Consider the following 24,886-nt stretch of genomic DNA (forward strand, 5'->3'; position numbering starts at 1 on the left):
CTCCCGGGGGCGCCCGAACGGGCGAATCCCGTGAACCGAAACTGACTCCACGCCCCGCCCATGACCTGCGTCAGCGGCGGGGCGTCCCCTTTGTGCGGGCCCAGCGGCCTTTGGCTGCCGCCCTTTCGCAGGGTTACTGTCTGGCGCGTTTCCCCGGCGCAGGGGCCTCCCCGTCCCCCGCGCCGGGGAAGCCGTATCTGTCCGCCAGCAGAAGGACTGCCGTGGGGTCCCATCGCCGCTTTGCACTGTCCGGGTTCAACCGGGGTGCCGACGCCGCCCTGTGCGTGTTGTCGGCCGCGGCCGCCGCACTCGGCGCCGTCCCCGCACAAGCAGCACCGCACGGGAACACCCGTGCCGAGGTGGACCGCCTCTACGAGGAGGCCGAGAGGGCGACCCAGGCCTACGACAAGGCCGACGAGCGGGCCGGCACCCTGCGCCGGGAGATCAGGGACGCCCAGGACCACATCGCCCGGCAGCAGCAGCGCATCAACACCATGCGCGAGCGGCTCGGTGCGCTGGCCGGTGCCCAGTACCGCTCCGGAGGCATCGACCCGGCCGTCGCCCTGCTCTTCTCCGACGACCCCGCCGACTACCTCGACAAGGCGGTCACCCTCGACCGCATCGGCGCCCAGCAGGCGGGCCGGCTGAGAGAACTGCGCACGGCGGTGCGTGAACTCGCCCAGGAGCGCGCCGAGGCGGCCGGAAAGCTCGCCGAGCTGGAACGGAGCAGCAAGGAGGTCGCCGCGCACAAGCGGACCGTGGAGAAGAAGCTCGCCAAGGCCCGGCAGCTGCTCAACTCCCTGCCCGCCACCGAGCGCGCCGCCTACGACCGCGCCTCCCGTGACGGCCGCGTCGACCTGCCCGACCTGTCCGGCGCCGCCGTCCCCGACGCCCGCGCGGCGGCGGCCGTGGCCGCCGCCCGCGCCGCCCTCGGCCGCCCCTACGTGTGGGGCGCCAACGGCCCCTCCGGCTTCGACTGTTCGGGCCTGATGGAGTGGTCGTACGCGCAGGCCGGTCTGCAGCTGCCGCGGACCTCGCAGGCGCAGCGGCACGCCGGCCGCCAGATCCCGCTCTCCCAGGCACGCCCGGGCGACCTGGTCGTCTACCGCTCCGACGCCAGCCACGTGGGGATGTACGTCGGCAACGGGCAGGTGATCCACGCGCCCTACCCGGGCGCGCCGGTGCGCTACGACCCGGTCGGCATGATGCCGATCTCCTCGGTCACCCGTCCCTGACATCCCGACGCACACCGTACGATCGGAAAATGGCTGATCGCAGACGGATCCGGGGGGTGTGGCGCGCCGCGGCGGCAGGGCTCTGCCTGCTGCTCGTGCCGCCCCTCGCCGGATGCGGCGGGCGGGCGGCGGCCGACCGGGCGAGGGCCGAGGTGCAGCGGGTGCTCGACCGGCGGTCGGCGGCCCTGCTCGGGCACGACGAGGCGGCCTACGGCACGACCGGCACCCGGTCCGCGTACGTCCGGCTGCGGGCACTCCCGCTGGCCTCCTGGACCTACCGGGTGACCGCTCTGCACAGCGGCGGCCCGGGCGCCACCGCCGACGCGGAACTGCGCTACCGGATCGCCGGCTACGACAGCGCGCCGGTCAGCGTCCGCCGCACCCTCAGCCTCAGCCGCACCGCCGGCGGCGGGTGGTACGTCACCGCCGACAAGCCTGCGCGGAAGGCCGGGGAGCAGCTGTGGGACCAGGGCACGGTGACCGCCGTCAAGGGCGCGCACAGCCTGGTTCTCGGGGCCGGCCAGAACATCGGTGACCTGCGCGGCTACGCCCGGCTGACCGACCGTGCGGTCCCGGAGGTCTCCCGGGAGTGGGGCGGGAACTGGACGCGCCGGGTCGTCGTCCTCGTCCCGCGGACGCTGGACGGCATGGCGGGGCTGCTCGGCTCGCCCGCCTCCAGCTACCGGGGCATCGCGGCCGTCACCACCGGCGAGGCGGGCGGCGCCGGCCGGGCACCCGCGGACCGGGTGGTCGTCAACCCGGAGGCGTACGCCGGGCTCGGCGGCGTCGGCAGGCAGGTCGTGCTCACCCACGAGACCACCCATGTGGCCACCCGCGCCCACACCACCGACGCCACCCCGCTGTGGCTGTCCGAGGGCTATGCCGACTGGATCGGCTATCTCGGCACCGGCCGCACGCCCGCGGAGGCCGCACCGGAACTCGCCCGTGCGGTCCGGGACGACCAGGTGCCGTCCGGCCTGCCCGCCGACAAGGACTTCGGCTTCAGCGGCGACCCCACCCGTCTCGCGCAGGCCTACGAGGGCGGTTGGCTGGCCTGCCGGATGATCGCCGACCACTGGGGCAAGGCCCGGCTCGGCGCCTTCTACCGGGCCGTCGGCGACCACGAGGCGCGGGCGGGCGCGGTCGAGGAGGCTTTGAAGCGGGTGCTCGGGACCACGCCCGAGGCGTTCACCAGCGAGTGGCGGGACTACGTGCGCGCCCGGCTCGGTTGACCGAGCACCTCGATCGCCTCGCGCAGCCACGCCCGCTCGGCCACGCCGGTGGCCCGGGCGACCCGCAGCATGCCCTGCCGGAACAGGTCCCCCGCCTGCTCCGCGCGCACCGGCTCGCCGTCCCGGTAGAAGAAGCTCGCCGGGGTCTCCAGGAAGTCCAGGCGGCGGCGCAGCACCGCGGCCTGCTCCGCCGGGTCGTCCAGCTGCCGGAGGAAGGCGAGGACGGTGTTGAAGCGGACGTGGTCGCTGATCTCCGCCGGCTTGGGACTGCGTAGCCGTTCCAGCAGATCCTCGCGGCCCTGCGCGGTCAGGGACAGCACCCGGCGCGGGGCGGCACTCGCGCCCTCCTCCGTGTGCTGTTCGAGCCTGCCCGCGGCGACGAGCCGGTTGATCGCCGGGTAGAGGGCGCCGTCACTCACCGGCCGCACATGACCGCTCAGCGCCTTGATGCGCTCCTTCAGCTCGTAGCCGTGCAGCGGTTCCTCGGCGAGAAAGCCCAGGATCGACAACTCCAGCACGCGGATTCCTCCTTTGCCGGGGGCGTGAACCCATGCTATCTCTTATCGAGCTACCTCGTTTCGAGGTAGCTCGATAAGAGATAGCTCGACACGAGGGGGTCCCGTGAACGAACACCGCAGGCAACTCGTCTCGCTGGCCCATCCCGTCTACCTCTCGCTCCTCGCCTCGGTCGCCTCCGGGATCATCAACACCGTCTGGGTCTCCCGGCTCGGCGGAGCCGCCGTGGCCGCCGTCGCCGTCGCGACCAACACCGAGAACGTGCTGCTCGGTGTCGCGCTGGTCTTCGCCTCCGGTACGACCGTGCTGGTCGCGCACGCCAGGGGAGCCCGCGATCCCGGCGCCCTGCGGGCCGCGGTGCGCGGCGGCCGGGCGCTGTGCGCACTGGTCACGCCGGTGGTCGTGGCGGGCGGGTTCCTGCTGCGCGAGCCGCTGGCCCGCCTGGTGCTCGGCGGCGGTGACCCGGCGGCCCTGCGCCTGGCGGCCGCCTACTTCGCGCTCTCCCTGCCGGGCATGGCCGTCTTCTTCGCCCAGCAGCTCGTCGACGGCATCCTCAAGGGCGCCGGCGACACCCGCACTCCGATGCGGCTCGCCCTGCTGGCCAACGGGCTGATCCTGGTCTGCGACCCGGTCCTGATCCACTTCTACGGCGTCCAGGGCGCCGCCGCCTCGACCGTGCTGTGCCGCTGCGTCGCCCTGGTGGCGGGCCTGCGCGCCCTGAGCCACGACGTGCTGCTGCGGACGGCGGCCGAGGCCCGTCCGGCGGAGCCTCTGGGCACCGCCCTGCGCCGCACCCTCACCACCGGCCTGCCCATGTCCGCCGACTTCACCGTGCGCCAGGGCGGGGCACTGGTGCTGGTGGCGATCGTGGCCCGACTCGGTGTGCCGGCGGTGGCCGCCTACTCGATCGCGTACAAGGTCCTGTACCTCGCCACCATGGCCTTCTACTCGGTACGCCAGGCCGCCGCCATCCACACCGCGCACACCCGGGGCGCCGGGAAGGACGCGCGCCGGGACATCGGACGGCAGGCGATGATCCTCTCAGGAGCATGCGGCCTCGTGGCCGCCGTCCTGTTCGCCGCCACCGCCCCCTGGATCACGGGGGCCTTCGGCGCCGGACCCGAAGCTGCCCGCCACGGCGTGCTGTTCCTGCGCTGCATCGGCCCCTACCTGCTGCTGATGGCCTGCTTCATCGCGCTCGGCGGGGTCTTCGAGGGCAGCGGCGAAACCCCGGCGCTGCTCCGTGTCACCGTGCTGGGCACCGCCGTCCAGCTGCCCCTGGCGTACGCCTTCCTGGGCCTCGGCCTGCCGGGCGTCTGCCTGGCACTGGCGCTCGCCATGGCCGTGCAGTGCGGGGCCGTGGCGGTGCTGCTGCGGCGGGTACGGAGTCAGGAGGCCGAGGACGCCTTCGCGCGGGTCGCCTGAGGAGGCACCCGGGCCGCGGTGGTCAGGTGGACCGTGGAGCGCCACAGCTCCCGTGCCGCCGTGAGCGCGGCCGCCGCGAGCAGGCCGTTGCGGAGCAGAAGCAGGGTGATGCCGTACGCGTCGCTCGCGACCACGTGGGCGAAGCCGGCCGGGAACTCCAGGACCGTCAGGAGGGCCGCGGCCAGGAGCATCAGGGCGGGTGCGCCCATCCGGCTCGCCCTGAAGCACAGGCACACGGCGGCCAGGCCGATCAGCCACACCAGGTACTGCGGACTGATCACCCGGCTGGTGACCGTGAACAGCAGCACCGCCGTGAACGCCGCGTCCGCGAGCGTGTGCGACGCGAACCGGACCGCCCGCAGCCGCCACAGCACCAGCCAGCCGAAGGCGGCCCCGGTCAGCGCCATCGCGGCGATGCTGACCGGCCCGACGTACGGGCCGAGGAACTCGATCGACCCGTAGTTCAGCAGCACCTCGCCGCGCCAGCCGAAGTGCCGGGCCACGTGGAAGACCAGGCCGCCCAGCGACTCCACCTCGGTGCCCCGGTCCCGCTGGGAGGTGAGGAACGCGAACGCTCCGGGCACGGACACCGCGAACAGTGCCCCGAGGCCGCCCGCGGTCATCGCGCCCGACGCCCACGCCCGCAGCCGTGTGGCCCCCACCAGAAGCAGCGCCGGCCACACCTTCAGCAGCGCCCCGAAGCCGGCCAGCGCGCCCAGCACCCGGGGATGCCGGGTCCCGGCGAGCACGGCCGCCACGGCCACCGCGGTCACCATCAGGTCGTAGCGGGCGTACACCGTCGGGCCGAGCAGCGGTACGCCCGCCACCCACGTCCAGGCGCCGCGCAGCGACCGGCCCGGCCGCAGGCCCGTGTACAGCAGCAGGGAGAGCACGACGAGGTCGGCGAGGCACACCAGCACGAAGAAGGCGTGCGGGTAGGTCAGGAACGGCAGGGCTGCGGGGGAGAGGATCGCGAACGCGGCGGCGGGCGGATACTGCCAGGTCACGTCGTCCAGCGGAAACGTTCCATGGCGCAGCACCTCGTACCAGCCCTGGTAGATCACCGACACATCGGTGGTGACGTCCACACCGGGGAAGGCGAGCACCCGCAGGACGATGAGCAGCAGCACCAGCCGGGTGACGCACCAGGTCGCCGACAGTCCCGCCAGGACCGTGCCCTTCCCGTTCACCCGCACCCCTGTTCGTCCGCCTGCCCCGGTCCGGCCGGCCTCGCGCCCCATGATCCCCCGCGGGCCTGTGCGAGTGCCATGAAGCGCGGCCGTACATCCCGTGGCGGACCGGGGAACCGTGCCCGGTAGGGTCGGCTGCGATGCACAAGACCCTGATCGTGACCAACGACTTTCCGCCCCGGCCGGGCGGCATCCAGGCCTTCCTGCACAACATGGCCCTCCGGCTGGACCCCGGGCGGGTCGTCGTCTACGCCTCCACCTGGAAGCGGGGCCCGGAGGGCGCCCGGGCCACGGCCGCCTTCGACGCCGAGCAGCCCTTCACCGTCGTACGCGACCGTACGACCATGCTGCTGCCCACGCCCGGTGCGACCCGGCGGGCGGTCGGGCTGCTGCGGGAGCACGGCTGCACGTCGGCGTGGTTCGGGGCGGCCGCGCCGCTGGGTCTGATGGCGCCCGCGCTGCGCAGGGCGGGCGCCGAGCGGCTGGTGGCCACCACCCACGGGCACGAGGCCGGCTGGGCGCAGCTGCCCGCCGCCCGCGGGCTGCTGCGCCGGATCGGCGAGTCCACGGACACGATGACCTATCTCGGCGAGTACACCCGCTCCCGGATGGCGACCGCCCTGACCCCGGCGGCGGTGCGGCGGATGGTGCAGCTTCCGCCCGGGGTCGACGAGAAGACCTTCCACCCCGGCTCGGGCGGCGAAGAGGTCCGGGCGCGGCTCGGGCTCACCGAGCGGCCGGTGGTCGTGTGCGTCTCCCGGCTGGTGCCGCGCAAGGGCCAGGACACGCTCATCCGGGCCATGCCCCGGATCCTCGCCGCCGAGCCGGACGCCGTGCTGCTCATCGTCGGCGGCGGACCCTACGAGCAGGACCTGCGTCGGCTGGCCCGCGAGACGGGCGTCGCGGCCTCGGTGCGCTTCACCGGGGCCGTGCCCTGGTCCGAGCTGCCCGCGCACTACGGCGCCGGGGACGTCTTCGCCATGCCGTGCCGCACCCGGCGTGGCGGCCTGGACGTCGAGGGCCTCGGGATCGTCTATCTGGAGGCCTCCGCCACCGGACTGCCGGTCGTCGCCGGCGACTCGGGCGGTGCGCCGGACGCCGTGCTCGACGGGGAGACCGGCTGGGTCGTCCGGGGCGGCGAGCCGGCGGAGGCCGCCGAGCGGATCGTGACCCTCCTCGGAGACGCCGAACTGCGCCGCCGCATGGGCGAGCGGGGCCGCCGGTGGGTCGAGGAGAAGTGGCGCTGGGACCTCCTGGCCCAGAAGCTCAAGGAGTTGCTCTAGGGCAGGCGCCCCGAAGGGGCGCGATGAACTGCGCGACCAGCCACAGAGCACCCGCAGTCGCCGACGATCCGCACCCGCCCCACAATTGGCGCCCCTGTGTTATGGGCGGAGCCCTTGGCGGAACCGCAAAATCCGCACATGCTGCGCACATGACAGCAAAACTGACGCAGCATCAGCTGAGTAGACGTCACATCCTCGGTATGGTCGCTCTCCAGACGGCGGCCGCCCTCGGCATCACCCGCGTCGGCCTCCAGTCGGCTCACGCGGCTGAGCCCGCGGCAGTCGAATCCGCCCCGGCCATCGTGGTCGGTTCGGGCTACGGCGCCGCCGTGGCCGCCCTCCGCCTCGGCCAGGCCGGCATCCGCACCCTCGTCCTGGAGATGGGCAGGCTCTGGAACACCACCGGCAGCGACGGCAAGGTGTTCTGCTCCACCAGCGCACCCGACCAGCGCTCCATGTGGTTCCGCACCCGCACGGAGGCCCCGCTGGCCACCTTCCTGTGGCTGGACCTCGTCAACAAGGACATCAGCGCCTACCCCGGAGTCCTCGACCGCGTGCACTACGACCACATGTCCGTGTACGTCGGCCGCGGTGTCGGCGGCGGATCCCTGGTCAACGGCGGGATGGCGGTCACCCCGCTGAAGTCCTACTTCGCCGAGCAGTTCCCGACCGTGGACGCCGACGAGATGTACGGCACCTACTTCCCGCGCGCCCGCTCCATGCTCGGCGTCAACACCGTCGACCCGGCCTGGTTCGAGTCCACCGAGTGGTACAAGTTCACCCGCACCTCCCGCAAGGCCGCCGCCAACGCCGGCCTGAAGACCACGTTCGTGCCGAACGTCTACGACTTCGGCTACATGCAGCGCGAGGCCGCCGGCACGGCCACGAAGTCCGCGCTCGCCGGCGAGGTCATCTACGGCAACAACTACGGCAAGCGCAGCCTCGACAAGACCTACCTGGCCGCGGCCCTCGGCACCGGCAACGTCACCATCCACACCCTGGAGAAGGTCAGGTCGGTCACCAGGGCCGGCGACGGGTCGTACGTCCTGACCGCCGACCGCATCGACGCCACCGGCACGGTCGTGGAGACCAAGCAGTACAGCTGCACGTACCTCTTCCTCGGCGGCGGCAGCATCGGCACCACCGAACTCCTCGTCCGCGCCCGGGACACCGGCACCCTGCCCGACCTCGGCTCCGGTGTGGGCGCGGGCTGGGGCACCAACGGCAACACCATGGTCGGCCGCGCCAACCACATCTGGGACACCGTCGGCGCCAACCAGGCGACCATGCCGGTCATGGGCATCGACGACTGGGCCAACACCGCCAACCCGGTCTTCGCCGAGATCGCCCCACTGCCCATGGGGTTCGAACACTGGATCAGCCTGTACCTGGCGATCACCAAGAACCCCGAGCGGGCGTCGTTCTCGTACGACTCCTCGTCCGGGGCGGTGCGACTCGGCTGGACCGCCGCCCAGAGCGCCGTGTCGGTCGGCATGGCGAAGAAGCTGTTCGACCGCGTCAACGCGGCCAACGCGACCATCTACCGGTACGACCTCTTCGGCTCGACCAGCAAGGTCTTCGCGGACGACTTCACCTACCACCCGCTGGGCGGCTGCGTCCTCGGGAAGGCGACCGACGACTACGGCCGGGTGAAGGGGTACTCCAGGCTCTACATCACCGACGGCTCGCTGGTGCCGGGCTCGATCGGGGTGAACCCCTTCGTCACCATCACCGCCCTCGCCGAACGCACGATGGCGCGGGTCCTCGCCGAGGACACCGCGCCATGAGCGTGCGGACGGGTCACTTGGCGTAGATCGCCTCGATCTCGTCCGCGTAGTCCTTCGCCACCACGTTCCGCTTGAGCTTCAGCGACGGGGTGAGGTGGCCCGACTCCTCCGAGAACTGGGAGGGCAGAATGCGGAACTTCCGCACCGATTCCGCCTTCGACACCGCGGCGTTGCCGTCGTCGACCGCGGCCTGGATCGCCGCCTGCAGATCCGGGTCCTGGCGCAGCGACGCCGCGGTGGAACCCGCCGGCTTGCCGTGCTCGTCGGCCCAACGGCCCAGGAACTCCTCGTCGATGGTGACCAGCGCGCCGACGAACGGCCGCCCGTCGCCCACCACCATGCACTCCGCGACCAGCGCGTGCGCGCGGATGCGGTCCTCGATCACGGCCGGGGCCACGTTCTTGCCGCCCGCGGTGACGATGATCTCCTTCTTGCGGCCGGTGATCTTCAGATAGCCGTCCTCGTCGAGGGTGCCGATGTCACCGGTGTGGAACCAGCCGTCGGCCAGCGCCTCGGCGGTGGCGCCCGGGTTGTTCCAGTACTCCTTGAACAGGTGCTCGCCGTGCAGCAGCACCTCGCCGTCGTCCGCTATCCGGATCACCGAGCCCGGCAGCGGCTGGCCGACCGTGCCGATCTTCTGCCGGTCCCAGGGGTTGAACGCGGTCGCCGCACAGGACTCGGTCAGGCCGTAGCCCTCCAGCACCGTGAAGCCGATGCCGCGGAAGAAGTGCCCGAGCCGCTCGCCCAGCGGGGCACCGCCGGAGATCGCGTACTCGCCCCTGCCGCCGAGGACCGCGCGCAGCTTGCTGTAGACCAGCTTGTCGAAGACCTTGTGCTTGATCTTCAGGCCCAGGGGCGGGCCGGACGGGGTGTCCAGCGCCTTGCTGTAGGTGATCGCGGTGGCCGCGGCCTTGTCGAAGATCGCGCCCTTGCCGTCCGCCTGCGCCTTGGCGCGCGCGGAGTTGTAGACCTTCTCGAAGACACGCGGCACGCCGAGGACGAGGGTCGGCCGGAAGGCGGCGAGCTCGTCGGTGAGGTGCTTGATGTCCGGAACGCAGCCCAGCTTGATCGGTGCCATCATCGGCGCGATCTGCACGAGCCGCCCGAAGACGTGCGCGAGCGGGAGGAAGAGCAGGACCGAGCACTCACCGGTACGGAACAGCGGCCGCAGCCGCTCCACGATGTTGCCGCACTCGGCGAAGAAGCTGCGGTGGGTGAGCACACAGCCCTTGGGGCGGCCGGTCGTACCGCTCGTGTAGACGATGGTCGCCGGGTCGTCGGCCCTGGCGAGCGAGCTGCGCTCCTCCACGGTCGCGTCCGAGACGTCCTGCCCGAGCCGGCCCAGCTCCTCCAGGCCGCCGGCCTCGATCTGCCAGACGTGCTTGAGCGCGGGCAGCGAGTCGCGCACCGAGTCCACGGCGGCCGCGTGGTTGTCCAGCTCCACGATGCAGGCGGTCGCACCGGAGTCGGACAGGATCCACTGCACCTGCTCCGGCGAGCTGGTCTCGTACACCGGCACGGTGACCGCGCCCGCGCACCAGATCGCGAAGTCGAGGAGTGTCCACTCGTAGCGCGTCCGGGACATCAGGGCGACCCGGTCGCCCGGCTGCACGCCGGCGGCGATGAGGCCCTTGGCGGCGGCGTGCACCTCGGACAGGAACTGCCTGGCCGTCACGTCCTGCCAGGCGCCGCCCGCCTTACGGGCCATGACGGCGACGTCGGGATGCTGCGCGGCGTTTCTGCGGACGATGTCGGTCAGATTGCCGTCCGCAGGGACCTCGTACAAAGCCGGAAGGCTGAACTCGCGCAAGACTGCTGCTCCTCATAGGGCGCCGGCGCCACGACACTGTGTGATGCGACGGTGCGGTCCAAGGCTCGGGCAGGTGCTCCGGGAATCACATGCCGATTCACATGTTGAAAACCAGAGCACGACTGGACTGCCCGGACGTTACCCGCCGGTATGGCCCTTAGGACAGGGGGTCCCGACGAGATGTTCGCTGCGTCACACAGGCTGGCGTTCCTTCGCGCACAGTAGTCCACGGCTCAAGTGACCGGCGAGTAGCCGCGGGCCGGGCCGCCACTGTTCACGCACACCGCACACGCCTACGCTTGATCGCCATGGCACCCACACGCTCCGGCAACCGAAGGACACGCGTCCATGTGGTCAGCGACGTGCACGGCAACGCCCGTGACCTGGCCCGGGCCGGTGAAGGTGCGGACGCTCTGATCTGTCTCGGCGACCTCGTCCTCTTCCTCGACTACGCCGACCACTCGCGCGGGATCTTCCCCGACCTGTTCGGCGAGGAGAACGCCGACCGCATCGTCGAGCTGCGCACCGCCCGCCGCTTCGAGGAGGCGCGCGCCTTCGGTGCCCGGCTGTGGGCGGGCATCGGCTCCGACCGGGCCAACGCGATCGAGAAGGCGGTGCGCAAGCAGTACGCCGAGATGTTCGCCGCGTTCCCGACCCCGACGTACGCCACCTACGGAAATGTCGACATGCCGCCCCTGTGGAGTGAGTACGCGGGACCCGGCACCACCGTGCTGGACGGCGAGCGGGTGGAGATCGGCGGCCGGACCTTCGGCTTCGTGGGCGGCGGCCTGCGCACTCCGATGCGGACGCCGTACGAGATCGACGACGAGGCGTACGCGGCGAAGATCGAGGCGATCGGCGAGGTGGACGTGCTGTGCACGCACATCCCGCCGGAGGTGCCCGAACTGGTCTACGACACCGTCGCCCGCCGCTTCGAGCGCGGCAGCCGGGCCCTGCTCGACGCGATCCGCCGCACCAGGCCGCGCTACTCGCTGTTCGGGCACGTCCATCAGCCGCTGGCGCGCCGGATGCGGATCGGCGCGACCGAGTGCGTGAACGTGGGGCACTTCGCCGGCACGGGCAGGCCCTGGGCGCTCGAATGGTGAGAACCCGCGGACGGGCGAGACGGGGTGAAGGCGCCCGGTCGGCGGCGCGGTAGCCTTCACGCTGCACAGACGTGCGCACCCGGCGCACGTAAGAGTCTCTTCGGTCCGTATCTGGAGGAGCCACGGCGATGGCGGAACACACCAGTTCGAGCATCACGATCGAGGCGGCTCCGGCCGACGTCATGGCGGTGATCGCCGACTTCGCCCGCTACCCGGACTGGACCGGCGAGGTCAAGGAGGCGGAGGTGCTCGCGGCCGACGCGCAGGGCCGCGCCGAGCAGGTCCGCCTCGTCATGGACGCCGGTGCCATCAAGGACGACCAGACGCTGGCGTACACCTGGACCGGCGCGCACGAGGTCTCCTGGACCCTCGTGAAGTCCCAGATGCTGCGCTCACTGGACGGCTCCTACCTCCTGAAGCCGGCCGGCGAGGGGGCCACCGAGGTCACCTACCAGCTCACGGTCGACGTCAAGATCCCCATGCTCGGCATGATCAAGCGCAAGGCGGAGAAGGTCATCATCGACCGGGCCCTGGCCGGCCTGAAGAAGAGGGTGGAGTCGGCGTAAGCCACGGACGGCCCCGGCCCCGGCCGCGGTGCCGGGTGCCCACCCCAACTCCGCCGAGTCCCGCCCTCCGTTACCGTTCAGCCTCATGCGCACCATCCTGATCACGGGCCCGGGCGGCAGCGGTCGTACCACCGTCGCTGCCGCCACCGCGCTCACCGCCGCCCGCGAGGGAACCCGCACCCTTCTCCTCGGCTCCGACCGCACCGACACCCTCGGCACGGCACTGGGCTCCGTGACAGGACCGGCCCCGACCGAGGTCACCGAGAACCTCACCGCCTGGCGCCCCGACGCCACGGAACGCTTCCGGCAGGACCTCACCGCCTTCCAGACCCGCGCCGCGGGCGTCCTGGACCTTCTCGGCGCAGCCCGTCTGGACGCCGAGGAAGTCACCCCGCTGCCCGGTGCCGAGGAGCTGTCCTTCCTGCGCGCCCTCAGGGACGCCGCCCTCTCCGAGCGCTACGACCTCCTCGTCGTGGACCTCCCGGCACTCCCGCAGGCCCTCGCGCTGCTCGCCCTCTCCGAGGAACTGCGCCGCTACCTGCGCCGCCTGCTTCCGCCCGAGCGGCAGGCGGCCCGCGCCCTGCGCCCGGTGCTCGGCCGGCTGGCCGGCGTCCCCATGCCCGCCGAGTGGCTGTACGAGACGGCGGCCCGCTGGGACGTCGAGCTGGCCGCCGTCGAGGCTGTCCTCACCGACCGGCACACCGCCGTACGCCTGGTCGCCGAACCCGGCCCCGCCGGCGCCGACGCCATACAGGCCGCGACCCTCGCTCTCGCCCTGCGCGGCCTGCGCACCGAGGCCCTGATCGCCAACCGCGTGCTGCCCGAGACCGCCCCCGACACCTGGCTCGCCGGACTCCTCGCCCAGCAGCGCAAGGCCCTGGCCGACTGGGCGGAACCGTACGACCTCCACCCCGTCCCGCACCTCGGCCGCGACCCGCACGGCACCGACGACCTGGACGCCCTCGTCGTACCCGGCGTCAACCCCGTGCCGGCCCCGGTCGAGTGGCCCGTCGCCGACCGGCTCGCCGAGGACGGCGTGCTGGTCTGGCACATCCCGCTGCCCGGCGCGATACGGGAGGACCTGGACCTGATCCGGCGCGGCGACGAACTCGTGATCACCGCGGGCCGCTTCCGGCGGATCGTGCCGCTCCCGTCCGCCCTGCGCCGCTGCACCGTGGCCGGCGCCGGGCTGCGCGAGGGCGAACTGCGCGTCCGCTTCGCCCCCGATCCCGACCTGTGGCCCGCCGCCGCACGGTGAACGGCCTACGCCCATTCGGGTAACGTCGGAAGGGCGAACCGTAGTCAGGAGTCCGCCATGAGCGAAGAGCGCCCCGCATCCGACCCCGTCGAGGAGGAACAGCGGGCGACCGACGCCGACGCCTGGGCCACGGCCTGCGCCGAGGACCTCGCCGCCGAGAAGGCCCGCCGCCGCGCCGAACAGGGTCCGCCCCCGGGCTCCGCCGGCGAGGAACTGCGCAGGCTCATGGACACGGTGGCCGACAAGCTGTCCGGCCTCCAGTCCCCGCTCCTCGGAGCCGTCGCCGGACCCGCCGCCCAGCAGGTGGTGCGCCAGGTCGTCCAGCAGGCGAAGGCCGCGGTCGAACCCGTCATCGAGCGCAACCCGGACGTCTTCGACCACCTCGCCGCGGCCGGCACCGAGCTGCTGGCCGCCTACCGCTCCGCCGTCCAGGCTCAGGAGCACCGCTGGACCACCGGCGCGGCCGACCTGAAGGACGACCGGACCGACCGTCCCGACCGGGGCGAGGGCACCGGCCCGGGGGAACGCATCGACCTGGACTGAAGCCTTCGCACGGCAGGGCCTCGGGTACGGTTGGCCGTAGCGGGGCTCGACCGAAACTGAGGGATTCATGGGACTCACCATCGGCGTCGACATCGGCGGCACCAAGATCGCGGCCGGCGTGGTCGATGAGGAAGGCAACATCCTCTCGACCTTCAAGGTGCCGACCCCCACCACGCCCGAGGCCATCGTGGACGCCATCGCCTCGGCGGTGGAGGGTGCGCGTGCGGGGCACGAGATCGTCGGCGTGGGCATCGGTGCGGCCGGCTACGTGAACCGGCAGCGCTCCACGGTGTACTTCGCTCCCAACATCGACTGGCGCCAGGAGCCGCTGAAGGAGAAGGTCGAGGCCCGCGTGGGCCTGCCGGTCGTGGTCGAGAACGACGCCAACGCCGCCGCGTGGGGCGAGTACAAGTTCGGCGCAGGCAAGGGTCACCGCAACGTCATCTGCATCACGCTCGGCACCGGCCTCGGCGGCGGCATCATCATCGGCAACAAGCTGCGCCGCGGCCACTTCGGCGTGGCCGCCGAGTTCGGCCACATCCGGATGGTCCCGGACGGTCTGCTGTGCGGCTGCGGCAGCCAGGGCTGCTGGGAGCAGTACGCCTCCGGCCGCGCCCTGGTCCGCTACGCCAAGCAGCGCGCCAACGCCACCCCCGAGCGCGCCGAGGTCCTGCTGTCGCTCGGCGACGGCACCCCCGACGGCATCGAGGGCAAGCACATCTCCATGGCCGCCCGGCAGGGCGACCCGGTCGCCGTGGACTCCTACCGCGAGCTGGCCCGCTGGGCCGGCGCCGGCCTCGCCGACCTGGCCTCCCTCTTCGACCCCTCTGCCTTCATCGTCGGCGGCGGACTCTCGGAGGAGGGCGACCTGGTCCTCGACCCGATCCGCACGTCCTACAAGCGCTGGCTGGTCGGCGGCAACTGGCGCCCGGTCGCCGACGTGATCGCCGCCCGGCTCGGCAACAAGGCGGGCCTGGTGGGCGCGGCCGACCTGGCCAGGGAGCCCGACCCCATCATGTAGGGAACCCGGTACGGCAGTACCCGTAGGGAACCCAGTACGACAGTGCCCGCCGCGTCCGGTCCCGGGACGGCGGGCATCGTCGTATGTTGATCGTCATGGCGACCCCCATGCTGCTCCCCAACTCCCGTACGGAACCGGACGGTTCAGCCGTCATCCGCGTCCTCAGCTACAACATCCGCTCGATGCGCGACGACACGGACGCCCTGGCCCGGGTGATCACCGCCTGTGCCCCGGACCTGGTCCTCGTCCAGGAGGCCCCCCGCTTCTTCCGCTGGCGCAAGAAGCTGTCGCGGCTGGCAGCAGCCTCTGGACAGGTCATCCTCACCGGCGGAGCGACGGCGGCGGGACCGGCGATCCTGTGCAGCCTGCGCGCCACCGTCGAGCGGACGGAGGACGTACTCCTCCCGCTCACCCCGGGCCTGCACCGCCGCGGGCTCGCCACGGCGGTGGTCCGCTTCGGCTCGGCCCGCCTGGGCGTCATCAGCTGCCACCTGAGCCTGCAGCAGGCCGAGCGCTACGAGCAGGCCGGCAGGCTCCTCGACCGGCTTGCCCGCATGGGCGTGGAGCAGGCTGTCGCCGGCGGCGATCTCAACGAACGACCCGACGGCCGCGCCTTCCGCCTCCTCTCCGACAGCCTCCAGGACTGCCGGGCCACCGCACCCTGGGGCGGCGAGTTCACCTCGACCCCCGCCGACCCCCACCAGCGCATCGACGCCGTCTTCGCGACCAAGGACATCGAAGTGCTGGGCTGCGGGGTGCCGATCGGGCACCCCGGCATCACGGAGACAGACCTGAGGGCGGCCACGGACCACCTTCCGGTCCTGGCCGCCCTCAAGATCCCGGCGTCGTAGCGCGCGTCAGACCACGGCACCGCTGCCCGGGCCGCTGTCATCCTCGTCGTCCGTCCGCATCCGGGTCACCAGCGTCACGAACCCGCCGAGGAATCCACCGATGCTGATGGTCGCCAGCCACCAGGTCATCTCCCAGCCGAGCAGCACGGCAAGCAGGAGCAGGATCGGGCCGCCCACCACCCCGAGCCAGGCGAATTTGGCGGTCGTGTCGGCGGTCGGCAGCGGCGGCGGCTCGGGCGGCACGAAGTGGCCCTCGTCGTCCTCGTCGAAGTCGTCCTCGGACGGCTCCGGCGCGCTGTGGTCGCGCGGGCCGACGCCGGGCGCGAACGAGATCGAGCCGCCCAGCGGCCGGGCGGGCCGCGGCTCCTCGGAGGTGTCGGAGCCCTCGGCCGGGGGCTCCTTCTCGAGCAGCGCGAGATCCTCGACCGACTTGTAGGGCCTGGACCCCGGAGGGTCCTGCGGCTCCTCGCCAAACCCTGCGACGATCGCCCGCCAGGCGGCCTCCTCGTCGAAGGGCACTCCCTTCTCGTCCGGCTCGCGATCCTCGCGGTCGGAGTCGTGCTCAGCCAACTGCGGCCGTCCCTTCCTTGCCGACACTGGGTGCGAGCCGGCCGATGAAGGCGAGGCTCTCCGCGGAGATCCGGTCCGCATCGTGGTCCAACGTCGCCACGTGGTAACTCTGTTCCAGCACGATCTCCGTCACGTCCGTGGAGGACACCCGGCTCAGCACACGGGCCGAGTCGGCCACCGGGACGACATGGTCCTGGGCGCTGCGCAGCAGCAGCAACGGCTGGGTGACCTGGGGCAGCTCGCCGTCCAGCCGGCGCAGGGCCACCCGCAGGGAGTGCGCGGCGTGCAGCGGCACCTTGTCGTAACCCAGTTCCGCCGGGCCGCCCTTGGCGATGTCGCTGGCGATGCCCTTCGTCGTCCGCACGAGATGCCGGGCCACCGGAAGGGCGTACGCCGACAGGCCGTGCACCCGGTTCGCCGGGTTGACGACGACCACCCCGGCGACCCGCTCGCCGTTCCTGGCCGCCAGCCGCAGCGCCAGCGCCCCGCCCATCGACAGGCCCGCCACGAACACCCGGGAGCAGCGCTCGGCGAGCAGCCGCAGCTCGCGGTCCACCTCCGCGTACCAGTCCTGCCAGCCCGTGAGCTGCATGTCCTCCCAGCGGGTGCCGTGCCCGGGCAGCAGCGGCAGCGACACGGTCAGGCCGTGCGCCGCGTGGTGCTCCGCCCAGGGGCGCAGCGACTGGGGCGAGCCGGTGAAGCCGTGGCAGAGGAGGACACCCACCTCCCCGCCCTCCTGGCGATACGGCTCGGCTCCGGGAAGAACCGGCACCTTTCGGGCTCCTGTTCCTGAGAGAGGCGTGCAGAACGGGCTGGTCTGCTTCACCGTACGCGACCGCACTGACACCGACCAGGGTCGTCGGGCCCATTGACGGCACTCCGGGTTAAGGTCTGATCCACGGAAACAGGAGGCACGCGGGTGTTGTACGGCACGATGAAGGTCGCCATCGGAGGACCGCTGAAGGTCGCCTTCAGACCCTGGGTGGAGGGCCTGGAGAACATTCCGGCCGACGGTGCCGCCATCCTGGCGAGCAATCACCTGTCCTTCTCGGACTCGTTCTTCCTGCCCGCGGTGCTCGACCGCAAGGTCACCTTCATCGCGAAGGCCGAGTACTTCACCACTCCGGGCGTGAAGGGCCGTCTGACGGCTGCCTTCTTCAAGGGCGTCGGACAGCTCCCGGTGGACCGCTCCGGGGCGCGCGGCGCCGGCGAGGCCGCGATCAAGAGCGGCATAGAGGTGCTGGAACGCGGCGAGCTGTTCGGCATCTACCCGGAGGGCACCCGTTCGCCCGACGGCCGTCTGTACCGGGGCAAGCCCGGCGGCCTCGCGCGGGTGGCGCTCGCCACCGGTGCGCCCGTCATCCCCGTCGCGATGATCGACACCGAGAAGATCCAGCCGCCCGGCAAGGTGATGCCGAAGCTGATGCGCCCGGGCATCCGCATCGGCAAGCCGCTGGACTTCAGCCGCTACCGGGGCATGGAGCACGACCGGTTCGTGCTGCGCGCGGTGACCGACGAGGTCATGTACGAGATCATGAAGCTCTCCGGCCAGGAGTACGTCGACATGTACGCGACAGCCGCCAAGCGGCAGATCGTGGACGCGGCGAAGGCGGCCAGGGAAGCGGAGAAGGCCGCCAGGGAGGCGGAGAAGAAGGCCGAGGCCTGAGCAGGGGATCAGGGGGATCGGGGGGCCATGCCCAGGCGCGAGCGGGTCATGAGGATGTCGGTCGAGCAGCCGCTGTGGCGCGCGCTCGCGGGGTACCGCGTGCTCACGATGGTGTACGCGATCGGCCTGTTCCTCACCTCGTACGACATGTTCGTACGCCCCTGGGTCGCCATCGGCTACTACGCGGTCCTCTTCGTCTGGACCCTGGCCACGCTGCGCCGGGTCGCGGGCGCCGCGCAGTGCACCCGGCGCTTCCTCGCCGTCGACCTGGCCCTCGCGCTCACCGGCATCCTCCTCACGCCGGTCGCCGTCTCCCACGCGCGCATCGTGTCGGGCGGTCCGACGCTGCCGTCGATCTGGACGGCCGGCTCGGTCCTCGCCTTCGCGCTCAAGGGCGGCTGGCGCTGGGCGGCGCTCGCCTCGACGCCGGTCGCCGTCGCCAACGTCGTCCAGCGGGGCGCCCCGTCCCGGGACACGGTGCACGCCGTCCTGCTGGTCTGGATCGCCTCCGTGGCCATCGGCTACGTCGTGGAGGTCGCCCGGGCCTCCGAGCGCACCCTCGCCCGGGCCCTGGAGATCGAGGCCGCGACCCGGGAGCGGGAGCGGCTGGCCCGGGACATCCACGACGGCGTGCTGCAGGTCCTGGCGATGGTGCAGCGGCGCGGCGCGGTCATCGGCGGCGAGGCGGCCGAACTGGGGCGCCTCGCCGGGGAGCAGGAGGTGGCGCTGCGCACGCTGGTCTCCGGCGGGCTGCTGCCGGTCTCCCGGGTGTCGGAGGACGCCGCCGACGGGGCGTTCGTCCGCGTGGTCGAGGAGCCGGACGACGACGTTCCCGTCGACCTGCGCACCCTGCTCGCCCCGTACGCCGGCGCCCGGGTGAGTTTCGCCGAGCCCGGCGCCCCGGTGCCGCTGCCGCCGGCGGCCGCCCGCGAGCTGGCCGCCGCGGTCGGGGCCGCCCTGGACAATGTGCGCGGGCATGCCGGCGTGGACGCCCGGGCCTGGATCCTGGTCGAGGACGAGCCCGACGAGATCGTCGTCACCGTCCGGGACGACGGCCCCGGCATCCCCGAGGGCCGGCTCGCCCAGGCGGCGGGCGAGGGCCGGCTGGGTGTGGCCCAGTCGATCCGGGGCCGGCTGCGCGACCTCGGCGGCAGCGCCGAGCTGATCTCGGTCCCCGGTCAGGGCACGGAGGTCGAGTTGAAGGTACCGAAGGGCGCCGAACGGGCGCGGGGGAAGGCGGAGAAGCGATGACACAGCGACAGGACCCGATCAAGGTCATGGTGGTCGACGACCACCCCATGTGGCGCGACGCGGTCGCCCGGGACCTGGCCGAGTCCGGCTTCGAGGTGGTCGCCACCGCCGGCGACGGCGAACAGGCGGTGCGCCGCGCCAAGGCCGCCGCCCCCGACGTCCTCGTGCTGGACCTCAACCTGCCGGCCAAGCCCGGTGTCCAGGTGTGCAAGGAACTGGTCGGCCACAACCCCGCCCTGCGTGTCCTCGTGCTGTCCGCGAGCGGTGAGCACGCCGATGTCCTGGAGGCGGTGAAGTCCGGCGCGACCGGCTATCTGCTGAAGTCGGCCTCGACCGAGGAACTCCTGGACGCGGTGCGCCGTACCGCCGTGGGCGACCCGGTGTTCACGCCGGGCCTGGCCGGACTGGTCCTCGGCGAGTACCGGCGCCTGGCCTCCGAGCCCGCGCCCGCCCCGGACGCCGACGAGCCGGGGGCGCCCCGGCTGACCGAGCGGGAGACCGAGGTGCTGCGGCTGGTCGCCAAGGGCCTGAGCTACAAGCAGATCGCCGAGCGCCTCGTCATCTCCCACCGCACGGTCCAGAACCACGTCCAGAACACCCTCGGCAAGCTGCAGCTGCACAACAGGGTGGAGCTGGTGCGCTACGCGATAGAGCGCGGGCTCGACGACGAGTGAGTCCCCGGCACGGGTAAACCGGCCTCCCGACAATTCACCGGAATCACCCTTCCCGCCTCTCCCGGTGTGACGCGAGTCACCATTACCGTGACTGGGCGTCAGGCAACCGCGGTGAAGGGACATTTCCATGCGGGTCGGAGTACTGACCGGAGGCGGCGACTGCCCCGGGCTCAACGCCGTCATCCGGGGCGTCGTCCGCAAGGGCGTTCAGGAGTACGGATACGACTTCGTCGGGTTCCGGGACGGCTGGCGCGGGCCGTTGGACAACGACACCCTGCGGCTCGACATCCCCGCGGTGCGCGGCATCCTGCCCCGCGGCGGCACCATTCTCGGCTCCTCGCGGACCAACCCCCTCAAGGTGGAGGACGGTATCCGCCGCATCAAGGAGAACCTGGCCAAGCAGGAGGTCGAGGCGCTCATCGCGATCGGCGGCGAGGACACCCTCGGCGTCGCCGCACGGCTTTCCGACGAGTACGGCGTGCCCTGCGTCGGCGTGCCCAAGACCATCGACAACGACCTGTCCGCCACCGACTACACCTTCGGCTTCGACACCGCGGTCGGCATCGCGACCGAGGCCATCGACCGCCTGCACACCACCGCCGAGTCCCATATGAGGGTCCTCGTCTGCGAGGTGATGGGCCGCCATGCCGGCTGGATCGCCCTGCACTCCGGCCTGGCCGGCGGCGCCAACGTCATCCTCATCCCCGAACAGCGCTTCGACCTGGACCAGGTGTGCGCCTGGATCACCTCCCGCTTCAAGGCGTCGTACGCCCCGATCGTCGTGGTGGCCGAGGGTGCCATGCCGAAGGACGGCGAGGTGGTCCTCAAGGACCAGTCGCTCGACTCCTTCGGACACGTCCGGCTGTCCGGGGTCGGCGAGTGGCTGGCCAAGGAGATCGAGAGGCGCACCGGCAAGGAGGCCCGCACCACGGTCCTCGGGCACATCCAGCGCGGCGGCACCCCGAGCGCCTTCGACCGCTGGCTCGCCACCCGCTTCGGCCTGCACGCCATCGACTGCGTCCGCGACGGCGACTTCGGCAAGATGGTCGCGCTGCGCGGTACCGACATCGTCCGCGTCCCGATCTCCGAGGCCACCGCCAAACTGAAGACGGTGGACCCGAAGCTGTACGAGGAGGTCGGGGTGTTCTTCGGCTGAAGGCGGGCCGGTGCTCAGTGCCGGACGGCTCGATCACGGTCCGTCCGGCACGCAGGACGAGGCCGTTCAGGCCGAAGCGGGGGTCTGAGGGCGGCAGCCCCCGGGCAGTCGGCCCACCAGCTCCCGCACGATCGCCGCCCCGTTCAGCGTCAGCACCGACTCCGGGTGGAACTGCACCCCGCCGAACCCGGGGCCCCGGATCGCGTGCACCTCCCCGTTCGCCGCCCGGCTCACCTCGATGCCGTGCGCGGCCAGCTCCCGGACCGCCTCCTCGTCGCAGCGGGCGACGAAGCTGTTGTAGAAGCCGACGGTCTCCGGCCGCCCGAACAGGTCGACGGTGGTCTGCGCTCCCTGGTACGGCACCTGCTTGCGTACGATCTCCAGCCCCAGCTCGGCCGCGATCAGCTCGTGGCCCAGGCAGACCCCGAGCACTCCGTACCGGTGCTCCCGGATCACCGTGGCGGCGAGCGCACGCAGGAGCCGCATCTTCGGGTCGGCGAGGTCCGAGGGGTCACCCGGGCCGGGGCCGAGCACGACCGGACCCTCGTGCGCGAGCACGGTCTCGCGCAGCCCCGGTTCGTCGTACCGCCGGACGGTCACCTCCAGCCCGCCCGAGCGCAGCACATGCGCGAGCATCGCCGTGAAGGTGTCCTCGCCGTCGACGACGAGTGCATGACCGTCCAGAACCTCTGACCGCTCCTGCATCCGCAGCCAGAACGGCGCCAGCGACGTGCGGCGCCCGTCCAGCGCGGCCTGCACCCGGGGGTCGTCGGCCAGCCGGGGCCGCTCCCGCTCCGCACGCGGCCGGGACGGCCGTACCCCGAGGGCCGCCAGCACGCCCGCCGCCTTCGCGTGCGTCTCCGCCACCTCACCCGCCGGGTCCGAGCCGCGCACGAGCGTCGCGCCGACCGGGACGCGCAGCCGGCCGTCGGCGCTGATGTCCGCGGTGCGGATCACAATGGGCGAGTCCAGCGTCTGGGCGCCCCCGGAATCCCGCCCGAGCAGCGCCAGGGCCCCCGCGTAGTAACCGCGGCCGCCGCGCTCATGGCGCTCGATCACCCGGCACGCGTTCTGCACCGGCGACCCCGTGACGGTCGCCGCGAACATGGTCTCCTTCAGTACCTCCCGCGCGTCCAGGGAGGACTTCCCGCGCAGCTCGTACTCGGTGTGCGCGAGGTGCGCCATCTCCTTCAGCCGCGGGCCGACAACCACCCCGCCCATGTCGCCGACGGTGCACATCATCTTCAGTTCCTCGTCGACGACCATCGACAGCTCCTCGATCTCCTTGCCGTCGGCGAGGAAGTCCAGCAGGTGCTCCGGCGTCGGCCCCTCGGCCGGATAGCGGTACGTCCCGCTGATCGGGTTCATGACGACGGTCCCGCCCGACATCCGGACGTGCACCTCGGGACTGGCACCCACCAGCGTCCGCCCGCCCGTCTCCCACCGCCGCCCTGCCGCGGAAGGCCCTGCGGCCCTCTCTTGATCTCCGGTGTGCACGACGAATGTCCAGTACGCGCCCCGCTCGCCCTCCAGCAGCCGCCGGAACAGTGCCAGCGCGTCGGCGCGGCCGAAGCCCGGGATCCCGCCCTCGTACGTCCGGTGGATCACGAAGTTCGCGCCCTCGCCCCGGCCGATCTCCTCGCGCAGCACCCGCCCGACGATCTCGCCGTACTCCTGGTCGCCGACGTCGAAGCCCCCGCCCTCGACCCGCACCTCGTGGTCCGGCAGTGACCGCAGGGCCTCGGCCAGCGGAATCTCGTACGACTCCTCGGGCGTCAGCACCAGCAGCGGGGTGCCGTCGTCGTGGACGTCGAAGCCGCGCTCGCGGATCTGCCGGAAGGGGACCAGCGCGAGGCCCTCGCCGGGCAGGTCGGCCAGGCGCTCACAGGTGCTGACGGGGCCGAGGAGCACCTCGACCGTGTGCTCGTCGCGGCCGGGGGTACGCCGGCGGAGCAGGGCGAAGGGGCGGGGGTCGTGCAGCAGCTGAGCCAGGTCCATGGTTCCTCTTCCTTGGATTTCCAGGTGAGGAACGACCCCGGACACGCCGAAGGCCGCCCCTCGGGCGGCCTTCGCGAAGTCTTTCGTACGCGCAGTCAGTGGGCCGCCGGATGAGCGGTCCACCACCAGTTCTGGATCGAAAGCGCGAACATATGGGAAACCCTACCCCACGGCCGTGCCGTCCATGAGGCAAACACTCCGTCTCACCAGTCGAGCCGGAGGAAAATATGGCGACACGACCCCGTAATGTTTACGAGGTGACCGTGAACGCTAAGACCAGCCCGAGCGCTGGCAACACCTGGCGAAACCTGCCCGCGGCGCAGCAGCCCGAGTACCCCGACGCCGAGGCTCTGCGCGCAGTGATCGCGGACCTCGAGTCGTATCCGCCGCTCGTCTTCGCGGGCGAGTGTGACCAGCTGCGCGCCCGGATGGCGGCTGTCGCCAAGGGAGAGGCGTTCCTTCTCCAGGGTGGCGACTGCGCCGAGGCCTTCGACGCGGTGTCCGCCGACCACATCCGCAACAAGCTCAAGACCCTGCTCCAGATGGGCGCCGTCCTGACCTACGCGGCCTCGGTGCCGGTGGTCAAGGTCGGCCGGATCGCCGGCCAGTACTCCAAGCCGCGCTCCAAGGGGACCGAGACCCGCGACGGCGTGACGCTCCCGACCTACCGGGGCGACTCCGTCAACGGCTTCGACTTCAACGAGTCGGCCCGGATCCCGGACCCCGAGCGCCTGAAGCGGATGTACAACGCGTCCGCCTCGACGCTGAACCTGGTGCGCGCCTTCACCACCGGGGGGTACGCCGACCTGCGCCAGGTGCACGCCTGGAACCAGGACTTCGTGAAGTCCTCCCCGTCAGGGCAGCGCTACGAGCAGCTGGCGCGGGAGATCGACAACGCGCTGAACTTCATGCGGGCCTGCGGCACGGACCCGGAGGAGTTCAAGACGGTCGAGTTCTTCTCCTCGCACGAGGCGCTGCTGCTGGACTACGAGTCGGCGCTGACCCGCGTGGACTCGCGTACCGGCAGGCTGTACGACGTCTCGGCGCACATGGTGTGGATCGGTGAGCGCACCCGGCAGCTGGACGGCGCGCACATCGAGTTCGCCTCGCAGATCCGCAACCCGATCGGCATCAAGCTCGGCCCGACGACGACGGCCGAGGAGGCGCTGACCTACATCGACCGCCTCGACCCCGAGCGGGAGCCGGGCCGGCTGACCTTCATCGTCCGGATGGGCGCGGACAAGATCCGTGACCGGCTTCCGGAGCTGGTGGAGAAGGTGACCGCCTCGGGAGCGACGGTGGCCTGGGTGACCGACCCGATGCACGGCAACACCTTCGAGGCGGCCTCCGGGCACAAGACCCGCCGCTTCGACGACGTGCTCGACGAGGTCAAGGGCTTCTTCGAGGTCCACAAGGGGCTCGGCACGCATCCGGGCGGCATCCATGTGGAGCTGACGGGAGACGACGTCACCGAGTGCGTGGGCGGCGGCGACGAGATCTTCGTCGACGACCTGCACCAGCGCTACGAGACGGCCTGCGACCCCCGCCTGAACCGCAGCCAGTCCCTGGACCTGGCGTTCCTCGTCGCCGAGATGTACAGGGACCAGTGACGGTCTCGCCTGTCACCGGAACATGAAGTGGGGGGGGGGGGGCACACCCACCCCCCCCCCCACCCCACTTTGGGGTGGCCCCCGCAGGGGTACGGGTGGTTTTCCCCACCCATCAAACCGCCGGCCGGGTTGAGAAAC

Annotated in this window: 23 protein-coding genes; 16 read left to right on the forward strand and 7 right to left on the reverse strand. The window is 72.0% G+C overall.

Annotated elements, in window-relative coordinates:
• Positions 1 to 221: 221 nt before the first annotated feature.
• Positions 222 to 1,235 carry an NlpC/P60 family protein gene (locus ACIRU3_RS43900; RefSeq protein ID WP_404069454.1) on the forward strand — a complete coding sequence of 338 codons (1,014 nt, stop codon included), beginning with the start codon at positions 222 to 224 and terminating at the stop codon, positions 1,233 to 1,235.
• 29 nt (positions 1,236 to 1,264) lie between these two features.
• Positions 1,265 to 2,467, forward strand: a complete 1,203-nt coding sequence (locus ACIRU3_RS43905; protein ID WP_404069456.1) for a hypothetical protein — start codon at positions 1,265 to 1,267, stop codon at positions 2,465 to 2,467.
• Here the strand turns inward: ACIRU3_RS43905 and ACIRU3_RS43910 are convergent.
• Complete coding sequence (locus tag ACIRU3_RS43910; protein WP_404069458.1) at positions 2,443 to 2,985, reverse strand: PadR family transcriptional regulator; 543 nt, start codon at positions 2,983 to 2,985, stop codon at positions 2,443 to 2,445. The genes ACIRU3_RS43905 and ACIRU3_RS43910 overlap by 25 nt on opposite strands.
• Positions 2,986 to 3,088: 103 nt before the next feature.
• On the opposite strand from ACIRU3_RS43910, the gene ACIRU3_RS43915 reads away from it, so the two are divergent.
• Entirely contained in the window at positions 3,089 to 4,408 is a 1,320-nt protein-coding gene (locus ACIRU3_RS43915; RefSeq protein WP_404069460.1) for an MATE family efflux transporter, read from the forward strand.
• Here ACIRU3_RS43915 and ACIRU3_RS43920 read toward each other — a convergent pair.
• Complete coding sequence (locus ACIRU3_RS43920) at positions 4,372 to 5,604, reverse strand: glycosyltransferase 87 family protein (RefSeq protein WP_404069461.1); 1,233 nt, start codon at positions 5,602 to 5,604, stop codon at positions 4,372 to 4,374. The genes ACIRU3_RS43915 and ACIRU3_RS43920 overlap by 37 nt on opposite strands.
• A gap of 134 nt (positions 5,605 to 5,738) precedes the next feature.
• Here ACIRU3_RS43920 and ACIRU3_RS43925 point away from each other — a divergent pair, with 134 nt between their 5' ends.
• Positions 5,739 to 6,881, forward strand: a complete 1,143-nt coding sequence (locus ACIRU3_RS43925; protein WP_404069462.1) for a glycosyltransferase family 4 protein — start codon at positions 5,739 to 5,741, stop codon at positions 6,879 to 6,881.
• A gap of 200 nt (positions 6,882 to 7,081) precedes the next feature.
• On the forward strand, positions 7,082 to 8,668 hold the full coding sequence (locus ACIRU3_RS43930) for a GMC oxidoreductase (RefSeq protein WP_404069463.1): 1,587 nt from the start codon (positions 7,082 to 7,084) through the stop codon (positions 8,666 to 8,668).
• 13 nt (positions 8,669 to 8,681) lie between these two features.
• Here the strand turns inward: ACIRU3_RS43930 and ACIRU3_RS43935 are convergent, their stop codons facing one another.
• Positions 8,682 to 10,478 (reverse strand): AMP-dependent synthetase/ligase, encoded by a 1,797-nt coding sequence (locus tag ACIRU3_RS43935; RefSeq protein ID WP_404069465.1) that lies wholly within the window; start codon positions 10,476 to 10,478, stop codon positions 8,682 to 8,684.
• 308 nt (positions 10,479 to 10,786) lie between these two features.
• Here ACIRU3_RS43935 and ACIRU3_RS43940 point away from each other — a divergent pair, with 308 nt between their 5' ends.
• The 6 genes from ACIRU3_RS43940 (at position 10,787) to ACIRU3_RS43965 (ending at position 15,823) form a co-directional block, all read left to right on the forward strand.
• Positions 10,787 to 11,584 (forward strand): metallophosphoesterase, encoded by a 798-nt coding sequence (locus tag ACIRU3_RS43940; RefSeq protein WP_404069467.1) that lies wholly within the window; start codon positions 10,787 to 10,789, stop codon positions 11,582 to 11,584.
• A gap of 128 nt (positions 11,585 to 11,712) precedes the next feature.
• Positions 11,713 to 12,150: an SRPBCC family protein gene (locus ACIRU3_RS43945; RefSeq protein ID WP_404069469.1), complete on the forward strand. Its 438-nt coding sequence runs from the start codon at positions 11,713 to 11,715 to the stop codon at positions 12,148 to 12,150.
• Between the two features lie 85 nt (positions 12,151 to 12,235).
• Positions 12,236 to 13,408, forward strand: coding sequence for an ArsA family ATPase (locus ACIRU3_RS43950; protein WP_404069471.1), 1,173 nt, complete (start codon positions 12,236 to 12,238; stop codon positions 13,406 to 13,408).
• A gap of 57 nt (positions 13,409 to 13,465) precedes the next feature.
• Positions 13,466 to 13,951: a DUF5304 domain-containing protein gene (locus tag ACIRU3_RS43955; protein WP_404069473.1), complete on the forward strand. Its 486-nt coding sequence runs from the start codon at positions 13,466 to 13,468 to the stop codon at positions 13,949 to 13,951.
• Between the two features lie 67 nt (positions 13,952 to 14,018).
• Complete coding sequence (locus tag ACIRU3_RS43960; RefSeq protein WP_404069475.1) at positions 14,019 to 14,972, forward strand: ROK family glucokinase; 954 nt, start codon at positions 14,019 to 14,021, stop codon at positions 14,970 to 14,972.
• 95 nt (positions 14,973 to 15,067) lie between these two features.
• Positions 15,068 to 15,823 (forward strand): endonuclease/exonuclease/phosphatase family protein, encoded by a 756-nt coding sequence (locus tag ACIRU3_RS43965; RefSeq protein WP_404069477.1) that lies wholly within the window; start codon positions 15,068 to 15,070, stop codon positions 15,821 to 15,823.
• A gap of 6 nt (positions 15,824 to 15,829) precedes the next feature.
• Here ACIRU3_RS43965 and ACIRU3_RS43970 read toward each other — a convergent pair whose 3' ends face one another.
• Together ACIRU3_RS43970 and ACIRU3_RS43975 are read right to left on the reverse strand one after the other, a co-directional pair.
• A complete protein-coding gene (locus ACIRU3_RS43970) occupies positions 15,830 to 16,393 on the reverse strand; it encodes a hypothetical protein (protein ID WP_404069479.1) in 564 nt (187 codons plus the stop codon).
• Entirely contained in the window at positions 16,386 to 17,165 is a 780-nt protein-coding gene (locus tag ACIRU3_RS43975) for an alpha/beta hydrolase (protein ID WP_404069481.1), read from the reverse strand. The genes ACIRU3_RS43970 and ACIRU3_RS43975 overlap by 8 nt, the downstream gene beginning before the upstream one ends.
• A 162-nt stretch (positions 17,166 to 17,327) precedes the next feature.
• On the opposite strand from ACIRU3_RS43975, the gene ACIRU3_RS43980 reads away from it, so the two are divergent.
• The 4 genes from ACIRU3_RS43980 to ACIRU3_RS43995 all read left to right on the forward strand — a co-directional run bounded on the left by ACIRU3_RS43980 (position 17,328) and on the right by ACIRU3_RS43995 (position 21,140).
• Entirely contained in the window at positions 17,328 to 18,059 is a 732-nt protein-coding gene (locus tag ACIRU3_RS43980) for a lysophospholipid acyltransferase family protein (protein ID WP_404069493.1), read from the forward strand.
• 27 nt (positions 18,060 to 18,086) lie between these two features.
• Positions 18,087 to 19,310: a MacS family sensor histidine kinase gene (gene macS / locus ACIRU3_RS43985; protein WP_404069483.1), complete on the forward strand. Its 1,224-nt coding sequence runs from the start codon at positions 18,087 to 18,089 to the stop codon at positions 19,308 to 19,310.
• The gene (locus tag ACIRU3_RS43990; RefSeq protein WP_404069485.1) at positions 19,307 to 19,984 is read left to right on the forward strand and encodes a response regulator; all 678 of its coding nucleotides are present in this window, start codon (positions 19,307 to 19,309) and stop codon (positions 19,982 to 19,984) included. The genes macS and ACIRU3_RS43990 overlap by 4 nt, the downstream gene beginning before the upstream one ends.
• Positions 19,985 to 20,111: 127 nt before the next feature.
• The gene (locus ACIRU3_RS43995) at positions 20,112 to 21,140 is read left to right on the forward strand and encodes a 6-phosphofructokinase (RefSeq protein WP_404069487.1); all 1,029 of its coding nucleotides are present in this window, start codon (positions 20,112 to 20,114) and stop codon (positions 21,138 to 21,140) included.
• A gap of 66 nt (positions 21,141 to 21,206) precedes the next feature.
• On the opposite strand, the gene ACIRU3_RS44000 is transcribed toward ACIRU3_RS43995, so the two are convergent.
• On the reverse strand, positions 21,207 to 23,138 hold the full coding sequence (locus tag ACIRU3_RS44000; protein WP_404069489.1) for an anthranilate synthase family protein: 1,932 nt from the start codon (positions 23,136 to 23,138) through the stop codon (positions 21,207 to 21,209).
• 95 nt (positions 23,139 to 23,233) lie between these two features.
• Positions 23,234 to 23,290 carry a trp operon leader peptide gene (locus ACIRU3_RS44005; protein ID WP_115913573.1) on the reverse strand — a complete coding sequence of 19 codons (57 nt, stop codon included), beginning with the start codon at positions 23,288 to 23,290 and terminating at the stop codon, positions 23,234 to 23,236.
• 105 nt (positions 23,291 to 23,395) lie between these two features.
• On the opposite strand from ACIRU3_RS44005, the gene ACIRU3_RS44010 reads away from it, so the two are divergent.
• Entirely contained in the window at positions 23,396 to 24,748 is a 1,353-nt protein-coding gene (locus ACIRU3_RS44010; protein WP_404069491.1) for a class II 3-deoxy-7-phosphoheptulonate synthase, read from the forward strand.
• Positions 24,749 to 24,886 lie beyond the last annotated feature (138 nt).

Origin of the sequence: Streptomyces sp. NPDC101151, from assembly GCF_044768335.1 — a bacterium.
Taxonomy (GTDB): Bacteria; Actinomycetota; Actinomycetes; order Streptomycetales; family Streptomycetaceae; genus Streptomyces.